Here is an 18,346-nt window from a genome sequence, read left to right as displayed (position 1 = left end):
TAGTTTTAGGTTCTTTGTATCCTTCTACTTCTACACAGGGGTGATATTTTCCAATATTCATTTTATGGATAATATTTTTTATCCAACAAATTAAGATTTTCTAATATTTCATCATTTGTCATATAAAAAACAGGTTCTATTATACTAATCAGATCCAATGCAAAATCACGAAACTCCTCTCTCCAATCAATTGATGAATTCATCAATTCTAAGGCTCTATAAGAAATCTCCTGTTCTGATGCATTATTACTTACCATGGATCTAATTTCATTTATAAAGTCTTGTTCACTATATCTGATCATTTTTATTTCCCAATTGAACTAACATATCAACAAATGAGCATTAGTATTCTGAGATTATCAATAAGCTATTACCTAATACATTCAAATATACCTTAAATACTCTATTCATAAGAATAAAAAATGCGGTTAAAAATACAATATTTTTTAACCGCACTTTCAAGGATTACCTATTTAAACCTAAACTCTGTCCACTGGTAATACCGTTCACCAGCTTTTTGAATACCGCCATAATTTTGCCATTCTGGATGGTTTGGGGTATCAGGAAGGCATTGAGTTTCAAGTGCGATGCCACTGAAATCTTGATAAGTGCTACCTTCACGAGTTGGAGTGCCGGCAAGATAGTTTCCCGTATAAACCTGTAACGCCGCTTGGGATGTGAGCACTTCAAGGCTTAAATCTTCATTAGGGGAAGTCAATAATACACAAGGCTTTTGCCATGCTTTATTGACGATAAAAGAATGATCGTAACCTTTTGTTACCACTTGATCGCCTTGTTGGAAATCTTGTGCGATTGGTTTTGCCACACGAAAATCAAAGCTGGTATTCACCACATGCTTAAGTGGTGAATTTGGGATGCCTTCGCCATCAACCGGTAAATAGAAATCCGCATTAAGGCGTAATGTATGATTTCTCACATCACTGCCCTGCTCAGCATTTTCCAAATTGAAATAAGCGTGGTTTGTTAAGTTCAGCGCGGTATCTTTATCGCTTTCTGCTTCGTATTCAATTTTTACACTATTTTCATCGGTCAGCGTGTAAATCACATTAGCTTGAACATTACCTTCAAAACCTTGATCACCATCGGGAGATACAAGGGAAAAACGCACAAAATTCTGACCGCACTCTTCCACCTTCCAACGGCGTTTATCAAAGCCTTCTTTACCACCATGTAATTGATGTTTGCCTTGATTCGCGACCAGCTGGATTGTTCGCTCACCCAATTCAAATTGGGCGTTAGCGATACGATTTGCGTAGCGTCCTACGCTTGCACCCAAATAAGCGGTTTGATGAGGATAATCTTCCACTTTGCAGCCAAGTAAAACTTCTCGCAACTCACCATTCACGGGGACTTTACAAGAAAGCCAAGTGGCTCCCCAATCCATAAATTGCACGGTCATGCCATTCGAATTGGTGAGTTGAACAAGTTGATAAGGCTGTCCATCTGGTGCATTGAACGCCGTTTTTTCTAGCATAGACTCACTCCTTGTGAGGCTGTGCAAACGTAGAAATCTTCTTTTAAACCCGTTTGTTTCTCATAATTATCGGCAATAATTTTACGCACTTCTTCAACTTTATCATGAGGTGCAAGGGCAACAATACAACCACCAAAACCACCGCCTGTCATTCTCGTGCCACCGGTTTTACCAATCACTAATTGAGCAAGTTCAACAAGATAATCGATTTGTGGCACGGTAATCTCGAAATCATCACGCATGGACTCGTGAGATTGCCCCATTAACTCGCCTAATTTTGTTAAATCGTTATGTTTTAACGCTTCAACCGCATCAAGCACACGTTGATTTTCAGTCACCACATGGCGTGCACGTTGAGCCACTAAAGAATTAAGTGCGGTCAATTCTGCTTCTCTTTTTTGGAATTCTTCTACTGACACATCACGTAACGCTTTCACACCAAAGAATTCTGCCGCTTTTTCACATTGCCAACGGCGTGTATTGTATTCACCCGTCACCAAATCATGGGGTACATTTGAGTTCACAATAATAACAGCAACATCTTTCGGCACAGGTGTTGGCTGTGTTTTTAAGCTACGGCAATCAATCATTAAGAGATGATCTTTTTCTCCTAAAGCGGAAATTAATTGATCCATGTTCCCGCAATTTGCACCAACGAATTTGTTTTCAGCTTTTTGACCAATTAAAGCAATCTCTGTATGTGTTAAAGGTAAATCACTGAGTTGTTGACAGAACTTACCCGTCGCTACTTCAAGAGCAGCAGAAGAACTCAAACCAGAAGAATGTGGCACATTTCCGGAAATCACCAAATCAGCACCTTGTTTAAATTGTGGGCAACGTTCTTGAATAAATTTAACGACACCACGCACATAATTCGCCCATTTTTGCTCACTTTGAGGGAAATCTTCATCAAGAGAAAAGGTATCCTCAAGATCAAGATCTGCTGCATAAACATTCCAAATATGATCAGTACGTTTTGATCCCGCAATGGCTGTACCATAATTGATCGCACAAGGCATTACAAAGCCATCATTGTAGTCGGTATGTTCGCCGATAATGTTCACACGACCTGGTGCATACACAGTCAGTTCAGGTTGCTTATTATATTTTTGAGTAAAAATGTGTTGGGATTTTTGGACTGGAGTCATATTATTTTCCTTTATCTTTCACACTCCCTCTTAACTCAAGAGGGAAAGGATTTCTTAACGTTCTTTGTAATGTACTTCGCTTAACGCACGTAATCTTTCTGCGGCTTGTTCAGCGGTGAGGTCTCGTTGACTTTCACCCAGCATTTCATAACCCACCATAAATTTGCGAACCGTAGCAGAACGCAATAACGGTGGATAAAAATGTGCATGAAGCTGCCAATGTTCGTTATCTTCACCATTAAATGGTGCTGCATGGAAGCCCATCGAATAAGGGAAAGACGTTTCAAATAAGTTATCGTATTTTGTTGCCAGTTTTTTCAATATCACGGCAAGATCTTTAGCTTGAGCCTCGGTTAATTCTGTTAAGCGTTTTACATGCACTTTTGGCAATAACAGGGTTTCAAACGGCCACACCGCCCAATAAGGCACCACCGCAACCCAATGCTCGGTTTCCACCACAATACGTTCTTTTTTCTCTAATTCTTTTTGAACGTAATCCACTAAAAGTACCGAACCGTGTTTTTCATAATAATTTCGTTGAGCAACATCTTCACGTGCAACTTCATTCGGTAAAAAGCTATTTGCCCAAATTTGTCCGTGCGGATGTGGATTGGAACATCCCATTGCCGCGCCTTTATTTTCGAAAATCTGTACCCACTGATATTTTTGACCCAGTTCACGCAATTGCTCTTGCCACACTTTAATCACTTCTTCAATTTCAAGTGCGGTCAATAATGGCAAGGTTTTGCTGTGATCTGGTGAAAAACAAATAACACGGCTTTCACCACGAGCTTGGCCCATTTGGAAAAGAGGATCGACTGATTGCTCTGGCGCGGGTGTATCTTCTAATAAAGCCGAGAAATCATTTTTGAATACATAAGGTTTATGGTAATCCGGATTAGATTCGCCCGTGATACGTTTATTACGCGGGCAAAGATAACAATTTGGATCGTGGCTTGGCTTTTGTTCCTCACTCACTTTTTCTTGTTGCCCCTGCCATGGACGTTTAGCACGATGTGGCGAGACTAAAACCCATTGGTCAATTAACGGATTATAACGACGATGTGGATGATCTGTCGGTTCAAATACGGTTTCGCTCATATTTTTGCTCCAAAATGTAAACGATTACAAAAAATTTTCTCATAAGATAACAAATTAAAAAAAATAAACCGTGATCATTATCACAAAATCAGGAAATAAGCCGCTCATCCAATCACTTTTTTGTGACGAATGTAGCATTTTTGAAAGTAACCGCTTTCAATTTTATTCAAATTTACTATGATAATTGCTATGAAAAAATGAATGAGAGCCCTGTTATGCCTACAATTCGAGATGTTGCTGAATTAGCTTGCGTGTCAGTTGCCACTGTTTCCCGGGTGATTAATCACTCTCCCTCCGTAAGTGAAAAAACCCGTTATTCGGTACAACGTGCAATGGAAGCCTTAAATTATCAACCCAATGCAAATGCACAAGCTCTGGCGGTACAAAATACTGATACCATTGGCGTGGTGGTTACCGATGTAACGGATCCGTTCTTTGCTATCTTGGTTAAATCGGTCGATAAAGTCGCTGAAGAGCATCAAAAAACGATTTTGATCGGCATTGGATACCATCATGCAGAAAAAGAGCGTGAAGCCATTGATACCTTGCTACGCAAGCGTTGTAGCTGTTTGGTTGTTCATTCCAAAGCCCTTTCTGACGAAGAGTTACAACATTATTTAGAAAATGTACCCGGTATGGTGGTAATTAACCGCGTGATTGCGGGTTATGAAAATCGTTGCGTCAGCCTTGATAACCGCCAAGGTACCTATCTTGCCACTGAAATACTGATTCGTTATGGTCATAAGCACATCGCCTACATTGGTTCCAACCACGGTATTTTAGATGAAACTGAGCGCAAGGAAGGCTACTTAGAGGCCTTAGAAGCGCATAACTTCCCCATTGTAGAACAAGCCATTGTGCATAATTCGCCTGATTTTGAAGGCGGTGAAAAAGCCATGATTGATTTATTGAGCTACAACTCCAATTTAACCGCAGTGGTGGCCTATAACGATACAATGGCAGCGGGGGCAATTTCCGTTTTAAATGAAAACAATATCAAAGTCCCGAAACAATTTTCCATTGTGGGATTTGATGATATGCCAATTGCTCGATATTTAATCCCAAAACTCACTACGATTCGATATCCAATTGATTTAATGGCAAATTATGCGGCAAAACTAGCGTTAAGTTTAGTCGATTCGTCTATTGTTACACCGACTGTTGTTCAATTTAATCCAACATTGGTGAGACGTTTTTCCGTAGAAAATGCAATAAAACCGTGATGGAGATCACAAATTTAAACATTGCTATGTAATCGTTTTCATTTATGTGAGTTTGATCACAGATTAACAGTTTTGATTTCGTTATGATGGATTCAGTTGCAATAGATGTACGCAACATTCCTCTATTTGATATATAAAAAATCAACAATAAAATCTCTTTCTCTAATAGGAGCGTTTTTATGAAAAAAACAGCAGTATTAAGTGCGGTCGCTTTAGCAATCGGTTTAGGTTCAGCAACTTCAGGTTTCGCAGCCGATAACCGTATTGGTGTTACCATTTATAAATATGATGACAACTTCATGTCATTAATGCGTAAAGAAATCGATAAAGAAGCGAAAGCCCTTGGTGGCATTGAGTTATTGATGAATGACTCTCAAAATGCACAATCTATTCAAAACGACCAAGTAGATGGTTTGCTTTCTAAAGGTGTAAAAGCCCTAGCCATTAACTTAGTGGACCCAGCTGCAGCATCAACTGTTATCAACAAAGCGAAACAAGATGACATTCCTGTTGTTTTCTTCAATAAAGACCCTGGTGCAAAAGCAATCGGTAGCTATGATCACGCTTACTATGTGGGTACCGATCCGAAAGAATCAGGTTTAATCCAAGGGGATTTAATTGCAAAACAATGGAAAGCAATGCCAGCCTTAGACTTAAACAAAGACGGTAAAATCCAATATGTATTATTAAAAGGTGAACCAGGTCACCCAGATGCTGAAGCACGTACTAAATATGTGATTGAGCAATTAAATGCGAAAGGTATTCCAACCGAGCAATTATTTATTGATACCGGTATGTGGGATGCAGCAATGGCTAAAGATAAAGTGGATGCATGGTTATCTAGCTCTAAAGCTAACGAAATTGAAATGATTATTTCAAACAATGACGGTATGGCATTAGGTGCATTAGAAGCAACCAAAGCACACGGTAAAAAATTACCAATCTTTGGTGTAGATGCATTACCAGAAGTACTTCAATTAATTAAGAAAGGCGAAATTGCTGGTACTGTGTTAAACGATGGCGTTAACCAAGGTAAAGCAGTTGTTCAACTTTCTGCAAATCTTGCTAACGGTAAAGCAGCAACAGAAGGTACACAATGGAAATTAGAAAACCGTGTGGTACGTATCCCTTATGTTGGTGTAGATAAAGATAACCTAAGTGAATTCTTAAAATAAGAAAATCTATTGCTTTTCTTTAATTTTAGGGGGAAAGGAAACCCAAATTCCCTTTCCCCTTTTTTGATGAGGTTGGATATGACAACTCAAACCCAAGACAGTGATGTACTACTGACAATGACGGATGTCAGTAAGTCTTTTCCCGGTGTAAAAGCCCTTGATCACGCCAATCTAACAGTTCGTTCTCACTCTGTTCACGCCTTGATGGGCGAAAACGGGGCGGGTAAATCTACATTATTAAAATGCCTCTTCGGAATTTATGCAAAAGACGAAGGTGAAATTTTATTCTTAGGCAAACCTGTTGATTTTAAAACATCAAAAGAAGCCCTTGAAAATGGGATTTCAATGGTTCACCAAGAACTTAACTTGGTGCGTCAAACCAGTGTAATGGATAACCTATGGTTGGGTCGCTACCCACTTAAAGGTCCTTTTGTGGATCACGCCAAAATGTATCGTGATACCAAAGCGATTTTCGATGAATTGGATATTGATGTTGATCCAAAAGAAAAAGTGGCCAAACTTTCCGTTTCACAAATGCAGATGATCGAAATTGCGAAAGCGTTCTCTTATAACGCTAAAATCGTAATTATGGATGAGCCAACATCCTCACTTTCAGAAAAAGAAGTGGAACATCTTTTCAAAATTATTCAAAAATTAAAAGATCGCGGTTGTGGCATTATCTATATTTCACACAAAATGGATGAAATCTTCAAAATTTGTGATGAAATCACCATTCTTCGTGATGGTAAATGGATCAATACCGTTGAAGTTAAAGGCACCACCATGGAAGAAATTGTTTCAATGATGGTTGGCCGTGAATTAACACAACGTTTTCCTGAAAAAACTAACGTACCAAAAGAAATCACGCTTGAAGTGGAACATTTAACTGCGGTGAATCAACCTTCCATTCAAGATGTTTCCTTTAATTTACGCAAAGGTGAAATTTTAGGTATTGCAGGTCTTGTTGGTGCAAAACGAACCGATATTGTGGAAGCCATTTTTGGTGTACGCGAATTAAAAGAAGGGACGATTAAGCTCAATGGAAAAATCGTGAAAAATCATACCGCACTTGAGGCGATTAACCACGGTTTTGCTTTGGTGACTGAGGAACGTCGTTCAACCGGGATTTATTCAAACCTAAGTATTGAATTTAACTCTTTGATTTCAAATATGAAATCTTACCTCACCCCATGGAAATTGCTCAGCAACAAAAAAATGGCGAGCGATACACAATGGGTGATTGATGCGATGAACGTGAAAACACCTTCTCACAAAACAACGATTGGATCGCTTTCTGGTGGTAACCAACAAAAAGTCATTATCGGCCGTTGGCTTTTAACCCAACCAGATATCTTAATGCTCGACGAACCAACTCGTGGTATTGATATTGGGGCAAAATTTGAAATTTATCAGCTCATTCAAGAACTCGCTAAAAAAGATAAAGGCATCATTATGATTTCATCAGAAATGCCGGAACTATTAGGCGTAACAGACCGAATTTTGGTCATGAGTAATGGTCGTGTTGCCGGCATCGTTGAAACGGCAAAAACGTCTCAAGAAGAAATTTTGCAACTTGCCGCAAAATATTTATAAATCATAAAGGAACAAATTATGAGTGCCTTACCAAAAAATAAATCATTCGATTTCTTAAAACAAAATGCGATTTATTTTGTGTTGTTGATTTTACTTGGCATCATCATCGCACAAGATCCAACATTCTTGAATGTTCGCAACTTTAGTAACATTTTAACTCAATCATCCGTCCGTCTCATTATTGCCCTAGGTGTTGCAGGCTTACTTATCACTCAAGGTACCGACTTATCAGCCGGTCGCCAAGTAGGTTTAGCAGCGGTTATTTCTGCTACTCTCTTACAATCAATGGAAAACATGAACCGCGTGTTCCCGGATTTAGGTGAAATTCCTATTCCAGTAGTTATCCTGACTGTTTGTGCGGTAGGTGCTGTAATCGGCTTAGTGAATGGTTTAGTTATCGCTTATCTCAATGTAACCCCGTTCATTGCAACCATGGGTACCATGATCATCGTTTACGGTTTCAACTCACTTTATTATGATGGCGTAGGTGGCTCACCAATTGCAGGTTTCAGTGAATCTTTCTCTAACTTCGCACAAGGCTTCTTCAGACTTGGTTCGTTCAAATTATCCTACATCACTATTTATGCGGCGATTTGTGCATTCTTAGTTTGGGTAATGTGGAATAAAACACGCTTCGGTAAAAATATCTTTGCTATCGGTGGTAACCCTGAAGCAGCAAAAGTGTCTGGCGTAAACGTCGCGCGTAACCTTGTTGTGATTTACATGATTGCAGGTATGTTCTATGCATTCGGTGGTATGTTAGAAGCTGGTCGTATCGGTAGTGCTACCAACAACCTCGGTTTCATGTATGAATTAGATGCGATTGCTGCCTGCGTAGTAGGTGGTGTATCCTTCGCTGGTGGTGTGGGTACTGTTATCGGCGTAATCACTGGTGTTATCATCTTCACCGTTATTAACTACGGTTTAACTTACATCGGTGTAAACCCTTACTGGCAATATATCATTAAAGGTAGTATTATTATCCTCGCGGTTGCTATCGACTCCTTAAAATACGCGAAGAAAAAATAATTAAAAACAACGATAAAAATAACCGCACTTTAGTAATAAAGTGCGGTTTTATTTTGAGGTAAATTCTCAAAACAAAAAGCGAGCCTCTCAGCTCGCTTTTTTAATCGAATCGATTACTCGTATTCATCTAACCATTTCAACAAAATCGCTTCCAGAATACTCTCGTTAGATTTCATTGGATCATCATCAAAACCGTCTAGTTCACAAATCCACTTATGCAAATCCGTGAAACGTACCGTTTTAGGATCTAAATCTGGATTACGATCATAAAGCTCTTCTGCGATAAGTTGGGCATCAGTCCATTTCATTAGTGGGCTGCCTCATTCGCATGGTTAATATTATATTTAGGGATTTCCACCACTAAATCTTCATCACCTACGACACATTGGCAAGAAAGGCGGCTATCCATTTCTAAGCCCCATGCTTTATCCAACATGTCTTCTTCTTGATCGCTGGCTTCATTTAATGAATCAAACCCTTCACGAATAACTACATGGCATGTTGTACAAGCACAAGAACCATCGCAAGCGTGGTGAATTTCAACGCCCGCATTATGTGCCACTTCTAATAAGTTGTCGCCTGCTGCTGCATCAACCACCATACCCTCTGGGCAGAATTCTTCATTCGGTAAAAAAATTACTTTTGGCATATTACTTTCCTTAATATAAAAAACTCGTTAATTTATAACCGCACTTTATTCCTCAATGTCAGATACAGATTTACCTGTCAGCGCTTGATTAATGGATTTATTCATTCGTCTTGCCGCAAATTCTTGAGTCGCGACATCAAGGGCTTTGATTCCTTGAACAATAGCATGACGATCTGTTCCTTCTTTTACATCCATTAATTGTTTCAATGCATTTTCAATTTGATGGAATTCGGCTTCAGTTAATAATTCCGCCCCATCTTGTTGTAATGCCACAATCACACTTTCAATCACACGATCTGCCTCAACTCGCTGCTCGGCTAATTCACGGGCTTGCATATCATCTTGTGCATGATCAAAAGAAGATTTAATCATTGCTATCACTTCTTCATCCGTTAAACCATAAGAAGGCTTAATTTGAATAGATGCTTGGACTTTTGTAGATTTTTCCATGGCGGTTACACTTAATAAGCCATCCGCATCCACTTGATAAGTCACACGAATATGTGCGGCACCTGCCACCATTGGTGGAATACCACGCAATGTAAAACGACCTAAAGAGCGGCAATCATCCACCAACTCACGTTCACCTTGTACCACATGTACCGTCATCGCTGTTTGACCATCTTTAAAGGTGGTAAATTCTTGCGCGCGAGCCACTGGAATCGTGGTGTTACGTGGAATGATTTTCTCCACTAAACCGCCCATGGTTTCAATACCTAAAGAAAGCGGCACCACATCGAGTAACAACATATCGCTGTCATTTTTGTTGCCCACTAAAATATCCGCTTGAATTGCCGCACCTAAGGCTACTACTTTATCTGGGTCAATCGAGGTTAATGGCGTTTTACCGAAGAATTCGCCTACTTGCTCACGTACGTAAGGCACGCGAGTTGAACCACCAACCATAACCACTTCTTGTACGTCTTCAGCTTCAATATGCGCATCTTTCAATGCTCGACGGCAGGTTAATAAAGAACGTTTTACCAATGAGTGGATTAATTCATTGAATTGCTCACGACTTAACTCACCTTCAAATCCGCGCCAAGAAATGACCGCACTTTGCTCACTCGTTAAAGCAATTTTAGTCTGAGTCGCTAAGCTCAAAAGTTCACGTTGTTCATTCACATTTTGTGGTTGAATACCCGCTTGTTCAACAATCCAATCTGCAATTAAATGGTCAAAATCATCACCACCTAAAGCGGTATCCCCACCTGTTGCTAAAACTTCAAATACGCCTTTAGATAAGCGTAAAATTGAGATATCAAAGGTACCGCCACCTAAGTCATAAACAGCGATGACGCCCTCTTTTCCGCTATCTAAACCATAAGCGACTGCTGCAGCAGTGGGTTCATTTAATAAACGTAATACATTTAACCCTGCAAGACGTGCTGCATCTTTTGTACTTTGGCGTTGAGCATCATCAAAATAAGCGGGTACGGTAATCACCACGCCAGAAAGCTCACCTGCAAGGCGCTGTTCTGCAATATGATTTAAACGAGATAAAATATCCGCAGAGACTTCAATTGGGCTTTTTTTACCTTGATGCGTGACCAATAATGGCAAGCCATTTTCACTTGCCACAAATTCATACGGTAAATTGGTATAACGAGCTTGCACATCACCAAGACTACGTCCAATCAGACGTTTTACGGAAATAATCGTATTCTTAGGATCAACCGTAGCTTTTGCAAATGCTTCTGTACCAACAAGTTTTTCATTTTCACCATAATAAACGACTGAAGGCACAAGGCTTCTGTCTTGTTCATCATTCAAAATGGTGGCTTGACCGCTACGTACAGCCGCAACTAAAGAGTTTGTTGTACCTAAATCAATCCCTACCGCAAGACGATGTTGATGTGGTGCAGCCGTTTGTCCTGGCTCTGCTATTTGGAGTAATGCCATATCTCTTTTTATCTCTAATAATTAATTAGTTAAAGGCTTATTATGCGACAGAATAAGCTTGTGCAAATTTATCTTGTTCGGTGAAACTTGCGTTGTAATGGGTTTCAATGTTGACTTCGCGTCGCTCACGCTGATTAATATCAGTTGTTTTATCTTCCGAAAGCTCTGGTGTAAAAACAATCATGTGGTTACCATCGAGTTGTTTTACATCCTCTTGCCAATTTTGCCAAAACAGATTTTGGTAAAATGCTTCAATGTCACCATTTAATGCCCAAGCTAAGAAATCCGTATAGGTAAAATTTAAATCATGCCAAGTTAAGTCTTTCGGCGAAAAATAGTAAATCTTGCCAAGATTATCCCCTAAAGAACCGCCATTTAAGGCAAAATAACCACCAATGACATCGTCTGCAACGAGCAAATATTTTGGTTTATCACCGGATTGATTAAAGGATTTGCTAAAATTCCAGTCCATTAATCCACGTGGTAATTTAAAACTACCTGACCCTAATATACGTAACCAACCATGATGGATTAAAATGCCGCCAGTTTCATAAATGACCGCCCCCATTGGAGAAGAAGTGGGCATTTGCATGGTGAAAAGTTCACGTTCTGCACTGGATTGATCTTTTTTAATCACTTCACAATGATTACGAGCACGCTCAATCCATTGGGAAATGGTTCCCCAAGCAGATTTTGAGGCATCAGTCAGTTGTTCTAAAGTTTGCATAATCGAGTTTCATTAGTATGAGGGCAATTACCCATTTATCAATAGCGAAAAGGGCGTATTAAACGCCCTCAAGATTATAATTCAAATAGACGTTCTTCTACTTGGCTAATTTCATCCGCCAATTTTTTTAGAAAACGTAATTTATCACAGAGCTGTGCAGCAGTTGACCATTGTTGCTCATTTAGTTGTTCTTCAAGTGCGGTCAACATTTCTTTTGTTTCTTTTTTAACGCGTTTCGCAAAGGATTCTAACGCATTTTCATCCTGGCTTTGCTCAATGTTTTCGAGTTCTTCTCGCCATTCTAATTGCTGCATTAGGAATGCCATATCTTGTGTGCTCTTTTGCTCTAAATCCTGTGTTTCTCCCGTATTTAACGCAATAATTGCTTCTGCACGTAAAATTGGGTCTTTCAAGGTTTTTAATGCATCATTAACTTCTGTTGACTTTTGCATTGCGATACGTTGTTCTTGCGCATCTGCCGTAACAAAATTATCAGGGTGCAAGCTCTTTTGAAGCACTAAATAGCGTTCAGACAAAAGGGCTTGATCAACATTAAAAGCAACGGGCAAATCAAAAATAGCAAAAGGATTTGTCATCTTTATTCCTTAAACATGGAAACTTTCACCACATCCACATGATTCTTTCACATTTGGATTGTTATATTTAAAGCCTTCGTTCAAGCCTTCTTTGACATAATCTAGCTCAATGCCATCTAAATAAACCAAGCTTTTTGGATCGACTACCACTTTCACGCCATGCTGCTCAAAAACAAGATCGTCATCATTGAGCACATCAACGAATTCAAGCACATAGCCTAAACCCGAACAACCTGATGTTTTCACACCTAATCGTAAACCGATGCCTTTTCCACGATTTTCAAGAAAAGTACGAACTCGTTGTGCCGCTTTTTCAGTGAGTGTTATAGACATATTCTGATCCTTAAATTGATAAAGTGCGGTCATTTTCAACCGCACTTTGATTACTTACCTTGTTTATTTTTATAGTCAGCAATAGCGGCTTTAATTGCGTCCTCTGCTAAAATTGAGCAGTGAACTTTTACTGGTGGTAATTCAAGTTCTTCCGCAATTTGACTGTTTTTGATTGCACCTGCTTCATCTAAAGATTTGCCTTTTACCCATTCGGTAATTAAAGAACTTGATGCAATCGCAGAACCACAACCATAAGTTTTAAATTTTGCATCTTCAATAATGCCGCTGTCATTTACTTTGATTTGTAACTGCATAACGTCACCACAAGCCGGTGCGCCAACCATACCCGTTCCTACTGAATTATCTTTTTTATCCATCGAACCTACGTTGCGTGGATTTTCATAATGATCGATAACTTTTTCGCTGTACGCCATATTATGTTCCTTTCCTAAATAAGTTGCTATCAGGCGGTCTAGCCGCCTTTAAAATTAGTGGGCAGACCACTCAATTGTATTTAAATCAATGCCTTCTTTGAACATGTCCCAAAGTGGCGATAATTCACGAAGTTTTGCGACTGCATTACGTGTTAAATTAATGGTGTAATCAATTTCTTCTTCCGTTGTCCAACGACCGAGCGTGAAGCGAATTGAGCTATGTGCTAACTCATCATTACGACCTAATGCACGTAGTACATAAGATGGCTCTAAACTCGCAGAAGTACAAGCCGAACCAGAAGAAACTGCCACATCACGCAATGCCATCATTAAAGATTCACCCTCAACATAGTTAAAGCTGATATTTAAATTATTTGCTACGCGGTGTTCCATTGATCCATTTACATAGGTTTCTTCAATTTCTTTCAAGCCATTATATAAACGATCGCGTAAAGCTCTGATACGCGGAATCTCTGTCGCCATTTCTTCTTTTGCAATACGATAAGCTTCGCCCATACCCACAATTTGGTGTACAGGTAATGTACCTGAACGCATACCACGCTCATGACCACCACCATGGATAATTGCTTCTAAACGAACACGCGGTTTACGACAAACATATAATGCACCGATACCTTTTGGTCCGTACAATTTGTGGCTAGACATTGACATCAAATCAACCGGTAATTCAGCAAGATTAATTTCGACTTTACCGATACTTTGGGTCGCATCTACGTGGAAAATCGTTTTATTTGCACGGCAAAGCTCACCAATTGCTTTAATATCCTGAATCACACCAATCTCATTATTAACGTGCATAATTGACACAAGAATCGTATCTGGACGCAATGCAGCTTTGAATTTCTCAAGATCGATTAAACCATCTTCTTCTGGATCTAAATAAGTGACTTCAAAGCCTTCTCGCTCTAACTGACGACAAGTATCCAATACGGCTTTGTGCTCAGTTTTACAAGTAATAATGTGTTTACCTTTTGTTTGATAAAAGTGCGCCGCACCTTTAATTGCAAGGTTATCTGCTTCTGTTGCACCTGAAGTAAACACAATTTCACGCGAATCTGCACCAATCAAATCCGCAATTTGATTACGTGCAATATCAACCGCTTCTTCAGCTTGCCAGCCAAATTTATGTGAACGAGATGCAGGATTACCGAATACACCATCAATAGTTAAATATTCCATCATTTTTTTAGCCACACGTTCATCAACTGGACATGTTGCAGCATAATCTAAATAAATTGGTAATTTCATTTTCACTCCTAAATAACTACTAAAAATGCTATCAATTTGACCGCACTTGAATCTACTTTCCCATTATTGGTTGACTACAATTAAGTCATCAAAATCTTTGTGAGCTTTATGCTTCCCAGCTTTTTTCTCTACAAGCTCAGCTAATGTAATCTCATCTAAAAAATCAGAAATACGATCACTTAAATCTTGCCATAATGTATGAGTTAAACACTCAACTCCACCTTTGCAATTTCCTTTACCAAGACATCTTGTGACATTAATGTTCTCATTTACGGCTGAAATCACCATGCCAATAGAAATTTGATCAGTTGGTAACGCTAAACGATAGCCACCACCTGGGCCACGAACGCTTTTTACTAATCCACCACGACGCAATTTAGCAAATAATTGCTCAAGATAAGAAAGTGAAATATTTTGACGTTCTGAGATATCAGCTAAACAAACTGGATTTGTTCCTGCGTGTAGTGCGATATCTAAAATTGCGGTAACCGCATATCGTCCTTTAGATGTTAGTTTCATAAAGCATCCCTATAAATCGCCATCTAGGTAGTTTACCTATCTGACTATGATAGTCAATTTTACTCTTTTTGCAGATTAAGGCGTTTTTCAACCGCACTTAACATTCCTCGCAAAATATTTAATTCATTTTTTTCTAGAGAAGAACGGTTATAAAGTCGTCTTAACTTTTGTATAACCCCTTGATTTTGAATAAAACCAAGAGACTGATACACCTGTTCCGTATGAGCAAAAAAATACTCCATTTCTTGTGCTGTTGGATAGATATCTTCTATCGTTGAAAGTGTACTTTCCGTTTTATTTTTTGTTAAAAATGCCATTCGCATTTCATAACTTACCAACTGTACTGCCATCGCTAAATTGAGCGAAGAATATTCAGGGTTAGCAGGGATATTTAAATGATAATGACATTTAAGTAATTCGTCATTTGTGAGTCCAACACGCTCGCGACCGAACACGATCGCTACTTGCCCTTGATGTGTACTGGCTTTCTCTGCACACTCTCTTGGCTCAATCAGCGTACTCTGTAAATGACGTAATCTTGCACTCGTACCAATTACTAATGAGCAATCTTCTATTGCTTTTTCAAAAGTATCAACAATGTGGGCATTACGCACAACATCATCAGCGCCTGCTGCTAATGCAATAGATTGCTCATCTACCGATTTTGGTGAGACCAAATAAAGATTGGATAATCCCATTGTTTTCATCGCACGCGCCGCTGAACCGATGTTCCCGCTATGTGATGTTTCAACCAAAACAATTCGAATATTTTGTAACATTTTATGCCCGACTTAAATTTGTGGATATTCTACCATAATAACCGCCAAATATAGTCAAGAATTTTGAAAATATTTTACTTTTTTGTAAATTTATTAACAAATAGGAGGAATAAGATGTTGACTGGTGGGCTGTGAGAGGCTCGAACTCTCGACCGACGGATTAAGAGTCCGCTGCTCTACCAACTGAGCTAACAACCCAACCGGTTAAATAATGATCTTTAAATAGATGGTGGGTCGTGAAGGATTCGAACCTTCGACCAACGGATTAAAAGTCCGCTGCTCTACCGACTGAGCTAACGACCCGTTTGGGAATTCTTCGAAATAAAAGTGGTGGGTCGTGAAGGATTCGAACCTTCGACCAACGGATTAAAAGTCCGCTGCTCTACCGACTGAGCTAACGACCCACATCATTTCGTAACAGATGCGTATATTACCGATTTTATTTTCTGACGCAAGAAAAATCTGAAGAAATTGTGTTAATTGCGTGAATACTCGTCAATTTCTGACAAGATCTTAGAACAAATAAAAAAGGAGAGTATTTCTACTCTACCTTTTTCTAAGAATCAAAATTCTCTAAAATTAGTATGCTAACACTGCACGACGGTTTTTAGAGTATGCTGCTTCATCGTGACCTAACACTGCAGGTTTTTCTTCACCGTAAGAAACAGTTGATACTTTACCAGCGTCAACACCTTTACCAGCTAAGAAACCCTTAACTGCATCAGCACGACGTTGACCTAAAGCGATGTTGTACTCTGGAGTACCACGTTCGTCAGTGTTACCTTCAACAACAACTTTAGAAGCTGGAGTTGCATTTAAGTATGCAGCGTGAGCATCTAAGATTTGAACGTATTCACCTTCGATGTTGAATTTGTCGAAACCGAAGTACACGGTGTTGTAACGTTGTTGAAGATCTTCAACAGAGTAACCACCGAAAGTTTGACCGTTGTTAGCACCGTTGCCTGCTGCATCGTTGTTTGATGAGCTACATGCTGCTAATGCAGCTACTGAACCAGCAACTAATAATGATTTAACAAATTTGTTCATTAGATTTCTCCTCAATGAGTTTTTTTATTTAGTCAAGTATGGAGACCAAGCTGGAAATTTCACTTGGCCATTACTTCCTGGAAGACTCGCTTTAAAGCGACCATCTGCAGAAACTAATTGTAACACCTTTCCTAGCCCTTGTGTAGAGCTGTAAATAATCATGATACCGTTAGGAGAAATACTTGGACTTTCACCTAAGAAAGATGTACTTAATACTTCAGAGCTACCACTGGTGAGATCTTGTTTCACCACATTGTTATTACCATTGATCATCACAAGCGTTTTACCATCACTACTGATTTGCGCACTACCGCGACCACCAACTGGTGATGCACCACCACCGCTTGCGCTCATACGATAAACTTGTGGTGAACCACCTCTATCTGAAGTAAAGAGAATTGAGCTACCATCTGGAGACCATGATGGTTCTGTATTATTACCCGCACCGCGAGTTAATTGAGTAGGTGTACCTCCATTTGAACTCATTACATAGATGTTTAATAAACCATCTTGTGAAGACGCAAATGCGAGTTTAGAGCCGTCCGGAGAGAATGCTGGTGCACCATTATGGCCAGGGAAAGAAGCAACAACCTTACGAGAACCTGAACCTAAGTCTTGGACGACAAGTTGTGATTTTTTGTTCTCAAAAGATACGTAAGCTAAACGTTTACCATCTGGAGACCATGCTGGAGACATAATTGGTTGTGAGCTACGATTTACAATAAATTGGTTGTAACCATCGTAATCTGCTACACGAACTTCATAAGGCTGTGAGCCACCATTTTTTTGTACCACGTAAGCAATACGTGTTCTGAATGCTCCACGAATACCGGTTAATTTTTCAAATACTTCATCACTCACAGTATGTGCACCATAACGTAACCATTTATTAGTCACTGTATAGCTATTTTGTGCAAGCACTGCACCTGGTGTACCTGATGCGCCCACAGTATCAACTAACTGATAAGAAATGTTATAACCGCTACCAGTTGATGTCACTTGACCTACCACAACAGCATCAATACCTAAAGCTGTCCAAGCTTCTGGTTTCACTTCTGCTGCAGTCGTTGGTTGTTGTGGCATTTGGCTTACTGGAATTGGGTTAAATTTACCACTATTACGTAAGTCATCTGCAACAATTTGACCAATATTTTCAGGTGCAGAACCTGCGAAAGGAACAACTGCGATAGGACGAGCGCCATCAACACCTTCATCAATCACAATTCGAACTTCATCTTCTGCCATTGCTGTGCTTGCAAATGCAAACATCACCACAAATAGCCCCATAACACGTTTGATCAATTTCATTTAATCACCTTATTTTAAC

At 39.5% G+C, this 18,346-nt stretch carries 20 protein-coding genes and 3 tRNA genes; 4 read left to right on the top strand and 19 right to left on the bottom strand.

The features are described 5' to 3' along the window. Positions 1 to 62: 62 nt before the first annotated feature. The 4 genes from DPV85_RS01530 to galT all read right to left on the bottom strand — a co-directional run bounded on the left by DPV85_RS01530 (position 63) and on the right by galT (position 3,744). A complete protein-coding gene (locus tag DPV85_RS01530; RefSeq protein ID WP_111326608.1) occupies positions 63 to 302 on the bottom strand; it encodes a VHS/ENTH/ANTH domain-containing protein in 240 nt (79 codons plus the stop codon). Between the two features lie 167 nt (positions 303 to 469). Next, entirely contained in the window at positions 470 to 1,495 is a 1,026-nt protein-coding gene (galM, locus tag DPV85_RS01525) for a galactose-1-epimerase (RefSeq protein ID WP_111326606.1), read from the bottom strand. Continuing rightward, positions 1,489 to 2,643 (bottom strand): galactokinase, encoded by a 1,155-nt coding sequence (gene galK, locus DPV85_RS01520; RefSeq protein ID WP_111326604.1) that lies wholly within the window; start codon positions 2,641 to 2,643, stop codon positions 1,489 to 1,491. The genes galM and galK overlap by 7 nt, the downstream gene beginning before the upstream one ends. Before the next feature lie 54 nt (positions 2,644 to 2,697). Then, positions 2,698 to 3,744, bottom strand: a complete 1,047-nt coding sequence (gene galT / locus DPV85_RS01515; protein ID WP_111326602.1) for a galactose-1-phosphate uridylyltransferase — start codon at positions 3,742 to 3,744, stop codon at positions 2,698 to 2,700. A gap of 215 nt (positions 3,745 to 3,959) precedes the next feature. On the opposite strand from galT, the gene DPV85_RS01510 reads away from it, so the two are divergent. From DPV85_RS01510 to mglC, 4 genes are all read left to right on the top strand, one after another. Then, entirely contained in the window at positions 3,960 to 4,967 is a 1,008-nt protein-coding gene (locus DPV85_RS01510) for a substrate-binding domain-containing protein (RefSeq protein WP_111326915.1), read from the top strand. A 179-nt stretch (positions 4,968 to 5,146) separates the two neighbouring features. After that, the gene (gene mglB, locus DPV85_RS01500; protein WP_049373957.1) at positions 5,147 to 6,142 is read left to right on the top strand and encodes a galactose/glucose ABC transporter substrate-binding protein MglB; all 996 of its coding nucleotides are present in this window, start codon (positions 5,147 to 5,149) and stop codon (positions 6,140 to 6,142) included. 78 nt (positions 6,143 to 6,220) lie between these two features. After that, positions 6,221 to 7,735 carry a galactose/methyl galactoside ABC transporter ATP-binding protein MglA gene (gene mglA, locus DPV85_RS01495; protein WP_165816451.1) on the top strand — a complete coding sequence of 505 codons (1,515 nt, stop codon included), beginning with the start codon at positions 6,221 to 6,223 and terminating at the stop codon, positions 7,733 to 7,735. Between the two features lie 18 nt (positions 7,736 to 7,753). Continuing rightward, complete coding sequence (gene mglC / locus DPV85_RS01490) at positions 7,754 to 8,764, top strand: galactose/methyl galactoside ABC transporter permease MglC (RefSeq protein WP_049373959.1); 1,011 nt, start codon at positions 7,754 to 7,756, stop codon at positions 8,762 to 8,764. A gap of 113 nt (positions 8,765 to 8,877) precedes the next feature. Here the strand turns inward: mglC and iscX are convergent, their stop codons facing one another. The 15 genes from iscX to tolB form a co-directional block, all read right to left on the bottom strand. Beyond that, positions 8,878 to 9,072 (bottom strand): Fe-S cluster assembly protein IscX, encoded by a 195-nt coding sequence (gene iscX, locus DPV85_RS01485; protein WP_049366368.1) that lies wholly within the window; start codon positions 9,070 to 9,072, stop codon positions 8,878 to 8,880. Continuing rightward, positions 9,072 to 9,413, bottom strand: a complete 342-nt coding sequence (gene fdx, locus DPV85_RS01480; protein WP_005696659.1) for an ISC system 2Fe-2S type ferredoxin — start codon at positions 9,411 to 9,413, stop codon at positions 9,072 to 9,074. The genes iscX and fdx overlap by 1 nt, the downstream gene beginning before the upstream one ends. A 45-nt stretch (positions 9,414 to 9,458) precedes the next feature. Continuing rightward, positions 9,459 to 11,315 (bottom strand): Fe-S protein assembly chaperone HscA, encoded by a 1,857-nt coding sequence (hscA, locus tag DPV85_RS01475; protein WP_111326598.1) that lies wholly within the window; start codon positions 11,313 to 11,315, stop codon positions 9,459 to 9,461. A gap of 40 nt (positions 11,316 to 11,355) precedes the next feature. Next, positions 11,356 to 12,042 carry a DUF2625 domain-containing protein gene (locus DPV85_RS01470; protein ID WP_111326596.1) on the bottom strand — a complete coding sequence of 229 codons (687 nt, stop codon included), beginning with the start codon at positions 12,040 to 12,042 and terminating at the stop codon, positions 11,356 to 11,358. A gap of 74 nt (positions 12,043 to 12,116) precedes the next feature. After that, on the bottom strand, positions 12,117 to 12,638 hold the full coding sequence (gene hscB / locus DPV85_RS01465; protein ID WP_111326594.1) for a Fe-S protein assembly co-chaperone HscB: 522 nt from the start codon (positions 12,636 to 12,638) through the stop codon (positions 12,117 to 12,119). 9 nt (positions 12,639 to 12,647) lie between these two features. Beyond that, complete coding sequence (iscA, locus tag DPV85_RS01460) at positions 12,648 to 12,971, bottom strand: iron-sulfur cluster assembly protein IscA (protein WP_032822628.1); 324 nt, start codon at positions 12,969 to 12,971, stop codon at positions 12,648 to 12,650. Positions 12,972 to 13,021: 50 nt separating this feature from the next. Further along, positions 13,022 to 13,405: a Fe-S cluster assembly scaffold IscU gene (gene iscU / locus DPV85_RS01455; RefSeq protein WP_005696665.1), complete on the bottom strand. Its 384-nt coding sequence runs from the start codon at positions 13,403 to 13,405 to the stop codon at positions 13,022 to 13,024. A gap of 54 nt (positions 13,406 to 13,459) precedes the next feature. Next, positions 13,460 to 14,674 (bottom strand): IscS subfamily cysteine desulfurase, encoded by a 1,215-nt coding sequence (locus tag DPV85_RS01450; protein WP_111326592.1) that lies wholly within the window; start codon positions 14,672 to 14,674, stop codon positions 13,460 to 13,462. A 63-nt stretch (positions 14,675 to 14,737) separates the two neighbouring features. Beyond that, positions 14,738 to 15,193 carry a Fe-S cluster assembly transcriptional regulator IscR gene (iscR, locus tag DPV85_RS01445; protein ID WP_049366379.1) on the bottom strand — a complete coding sequence of 152 codons (456 nt, stop codon included), beginning with the start codon at positions 15,191 to 15,193 and terminating at the stop codon, positions 14,738 to 14,740. Positions 15,194 to 15,252: 59 nt separating this feature from the next. After that, positions 15,253 to 15,972, bottom strand: coding sequence for a tRNA (cytosine(32)/uridine(32)-2'-O)-methyltransferase TrmJ (gene trmJ, locus DPV85_RS01440; protein WP_111326590.1), 720 nt, complete (start codon positions 15,970 to 15,972; stop codon positions 15,253 to 15,255). Between the two features lie 122 nt (positions 15,973 to 16,094). Further along, a tRNA-Lys gene (locus tag DPV85_RS01435) sits at positions 16,095 to 16,170 on the bottom strand. 29 nt (positions 16,171 to 16,199) lie between these two features. Beyond that, a tRNA-Lys gene (locus DPV85_RS01430) sits at positions 16,200 to 16,275 on the bottom strand. A 25-nt stretch (positions 16,276 to 16,300) separates the two neighbouring features. After that, positions 16,301 to 16,376, bottom strand: a tRNA-Lys gene (locus tag DPV85_RS01425). Between the two features lie 175 nt (positions 16,377 to 16,551). Continuing rightward, positions 16,552 to 17,019, bottom strand: a complete 468-nt coding sequence (gene pal / locus DPV85_RS01420; protein ID WP_005696669.1) for a peptidoglycan-associated lipoprotein Pal — start codon at positions 17,017 to 17,019, stop codon at positions 16,552 to 16,554. 24 nt (positions 17,020 to 17,043) lie between these two features. After that, the gene (tolB, locus tag DPV85_RS01415) at positions 17,044 to 18,327 is read right to left on the bottom strand and encodes a Tol-Pal system beta propeller repeat protein TolB (protein WP_049366381.1); all 1,284 of its coding nucleotides are present in this window, start codon (positions 18,325 to 18,327) and stop codon (positions 17,044 to 17,046) included. Positions 18,328 to 18,346: the final 19 nt, after the last annotated feature.

It is taken from the genome of Haemophilus parainfluenzae (assembly GCF_003252725.1).
Taxonomy (GTDB): Bacteria; Pseudomonadota; Gammaproteobacteria; order Enterobacterales; family Pasteurellaceae; genus Haemophilus_D; species Haemophilus_D parainfluenzae_L.
Note: the sequence above shows the minus strand (reverse complement) of the source record. Positions and strands in the feature narration are given on the sequence as shown.

Coding starts and splice junctions, on each gene's coding strand:
- DPV85_RS01530 (WP_111326608.1), bottom strand. CDS start 302: ATGATCAGATATAGTGAACAAGACTTTATAAATGAAATTAGATCCATG.
- galM (WP_111326606.1), bottom strand. CDS start 1,495: ATGCTAGAAAAAACGGCGTTCAATGCACCAGATGGACAGCCTTATCAA.
- galK (WP_111326604.1), bottom strand. CDS start 2,643: ATGACTCCAGTCCAAAAATCCCAACACATTTTTACTCAAAAATATAAT.
- galT (WP_111326602.1), bottom strand. CDS start 3,744: ATGAGCGAAACCGTATTTGAACCGACAGATCATCCACATCGTCGTTAT.
- DPV85_RS01510 (WP_111326915.1), top strand. CDS start 3,960: ATGCCTACAATTCGAGATGTTGCTGAATTAGCTTGCGTGTCAGTTGCC.
- mglB (WP_049373957.1), top strand. CDS start 5,147: ATGAAAAAAACAGCAGTATTAAGTGCGGTCGCTTTAGCAATCGGTTTA.
- mglA (WP_165816451.1), top strand. CDS start 6,221: ATGACAACTCAAACCCAAGACAGTGATGTACTACTGACAATGACGGAT.
- mglC (WP_049373959.1), top strand. CDS start 7,754: ATGAGTGCCTTACCAAAAAATAAATCATTCGATTTCTTAAAACAAAAT.
- iscX (WP_049366368.1), bottom strand. CDS start 9,072: ATGAAATGGACTGATGCCCAACTTATCGCAGAAGAGCTTTATGATCGT.
- fdx (WP_005696659.1), bottom strand. CDS start 9,413: ATGCCAAAAGTAATTTTTTTACCGAATGAAGAATTCTGCCCAGAGGGT.
- hscA (WP_111326598.1), bottom strand. CDS start 11,315: ATGGCATTACTCCAAATAGCAGAGCCAGGACAAACGGCTGCACCACAT.
- DPV85_RS01470 (WP_111326596.1), bottom strand. CDS start 12,042: ATGCAAACTTTAGAACAACTGACTGATGCCTCAAAATCTGCTTGGGGA.
- hscB (WP_111326594.1), bottom strand. CDS start 12,638: ATGACAAATCCTTTTGCTATTTTTGATTTGCCCGTTGCTTTTAATGTT.
- iscA (WP_032822628.1), bottom strand. CDS start 12,971: ATGTCTATAACACTCACTGAAAAAGCGGCACAACGAGTTCGTACTTTT.
- iscU (WP_005696665.1), bottom strand. CDS start 13,405: ATGGCGTACAGCGAAAAAGTTATCGATCATTATGAAAATCCACGCAAC.
- DPV85_RS01450 (WP_111326592.1), bottom strand. CDS start 14,674: ATGAAATTACCAATTTATTTAGATTATGCTGCAACATGTCCAGTTGAT.
- iscR (WP_049366379.1), bottom strand. CDS start 15,193: ATGAAACTAACATCTAAAGGACGATATGCGGTTACCGCAATTTTAGAT.
- trmJ (WP_111326590.1), bottom strand. CDS start 15,972: ATGTTACAAAATATTCGAATTGTTTTGGTTGAAACATCACATAGCGGG.
- pal (WP_005696669.1), bottom strand. CDS start 17,019: ATGAACAAATTTGTTAAATCATTATTAGTTGCTGGTTCAGTAGCTGCA.
- tolB (WP_049366381.1), bottom strand. CDS start 18,327: ATGAAATTGATCAAACGTGTTATGGGGCTATTTGTGGTGATGTTTGCA.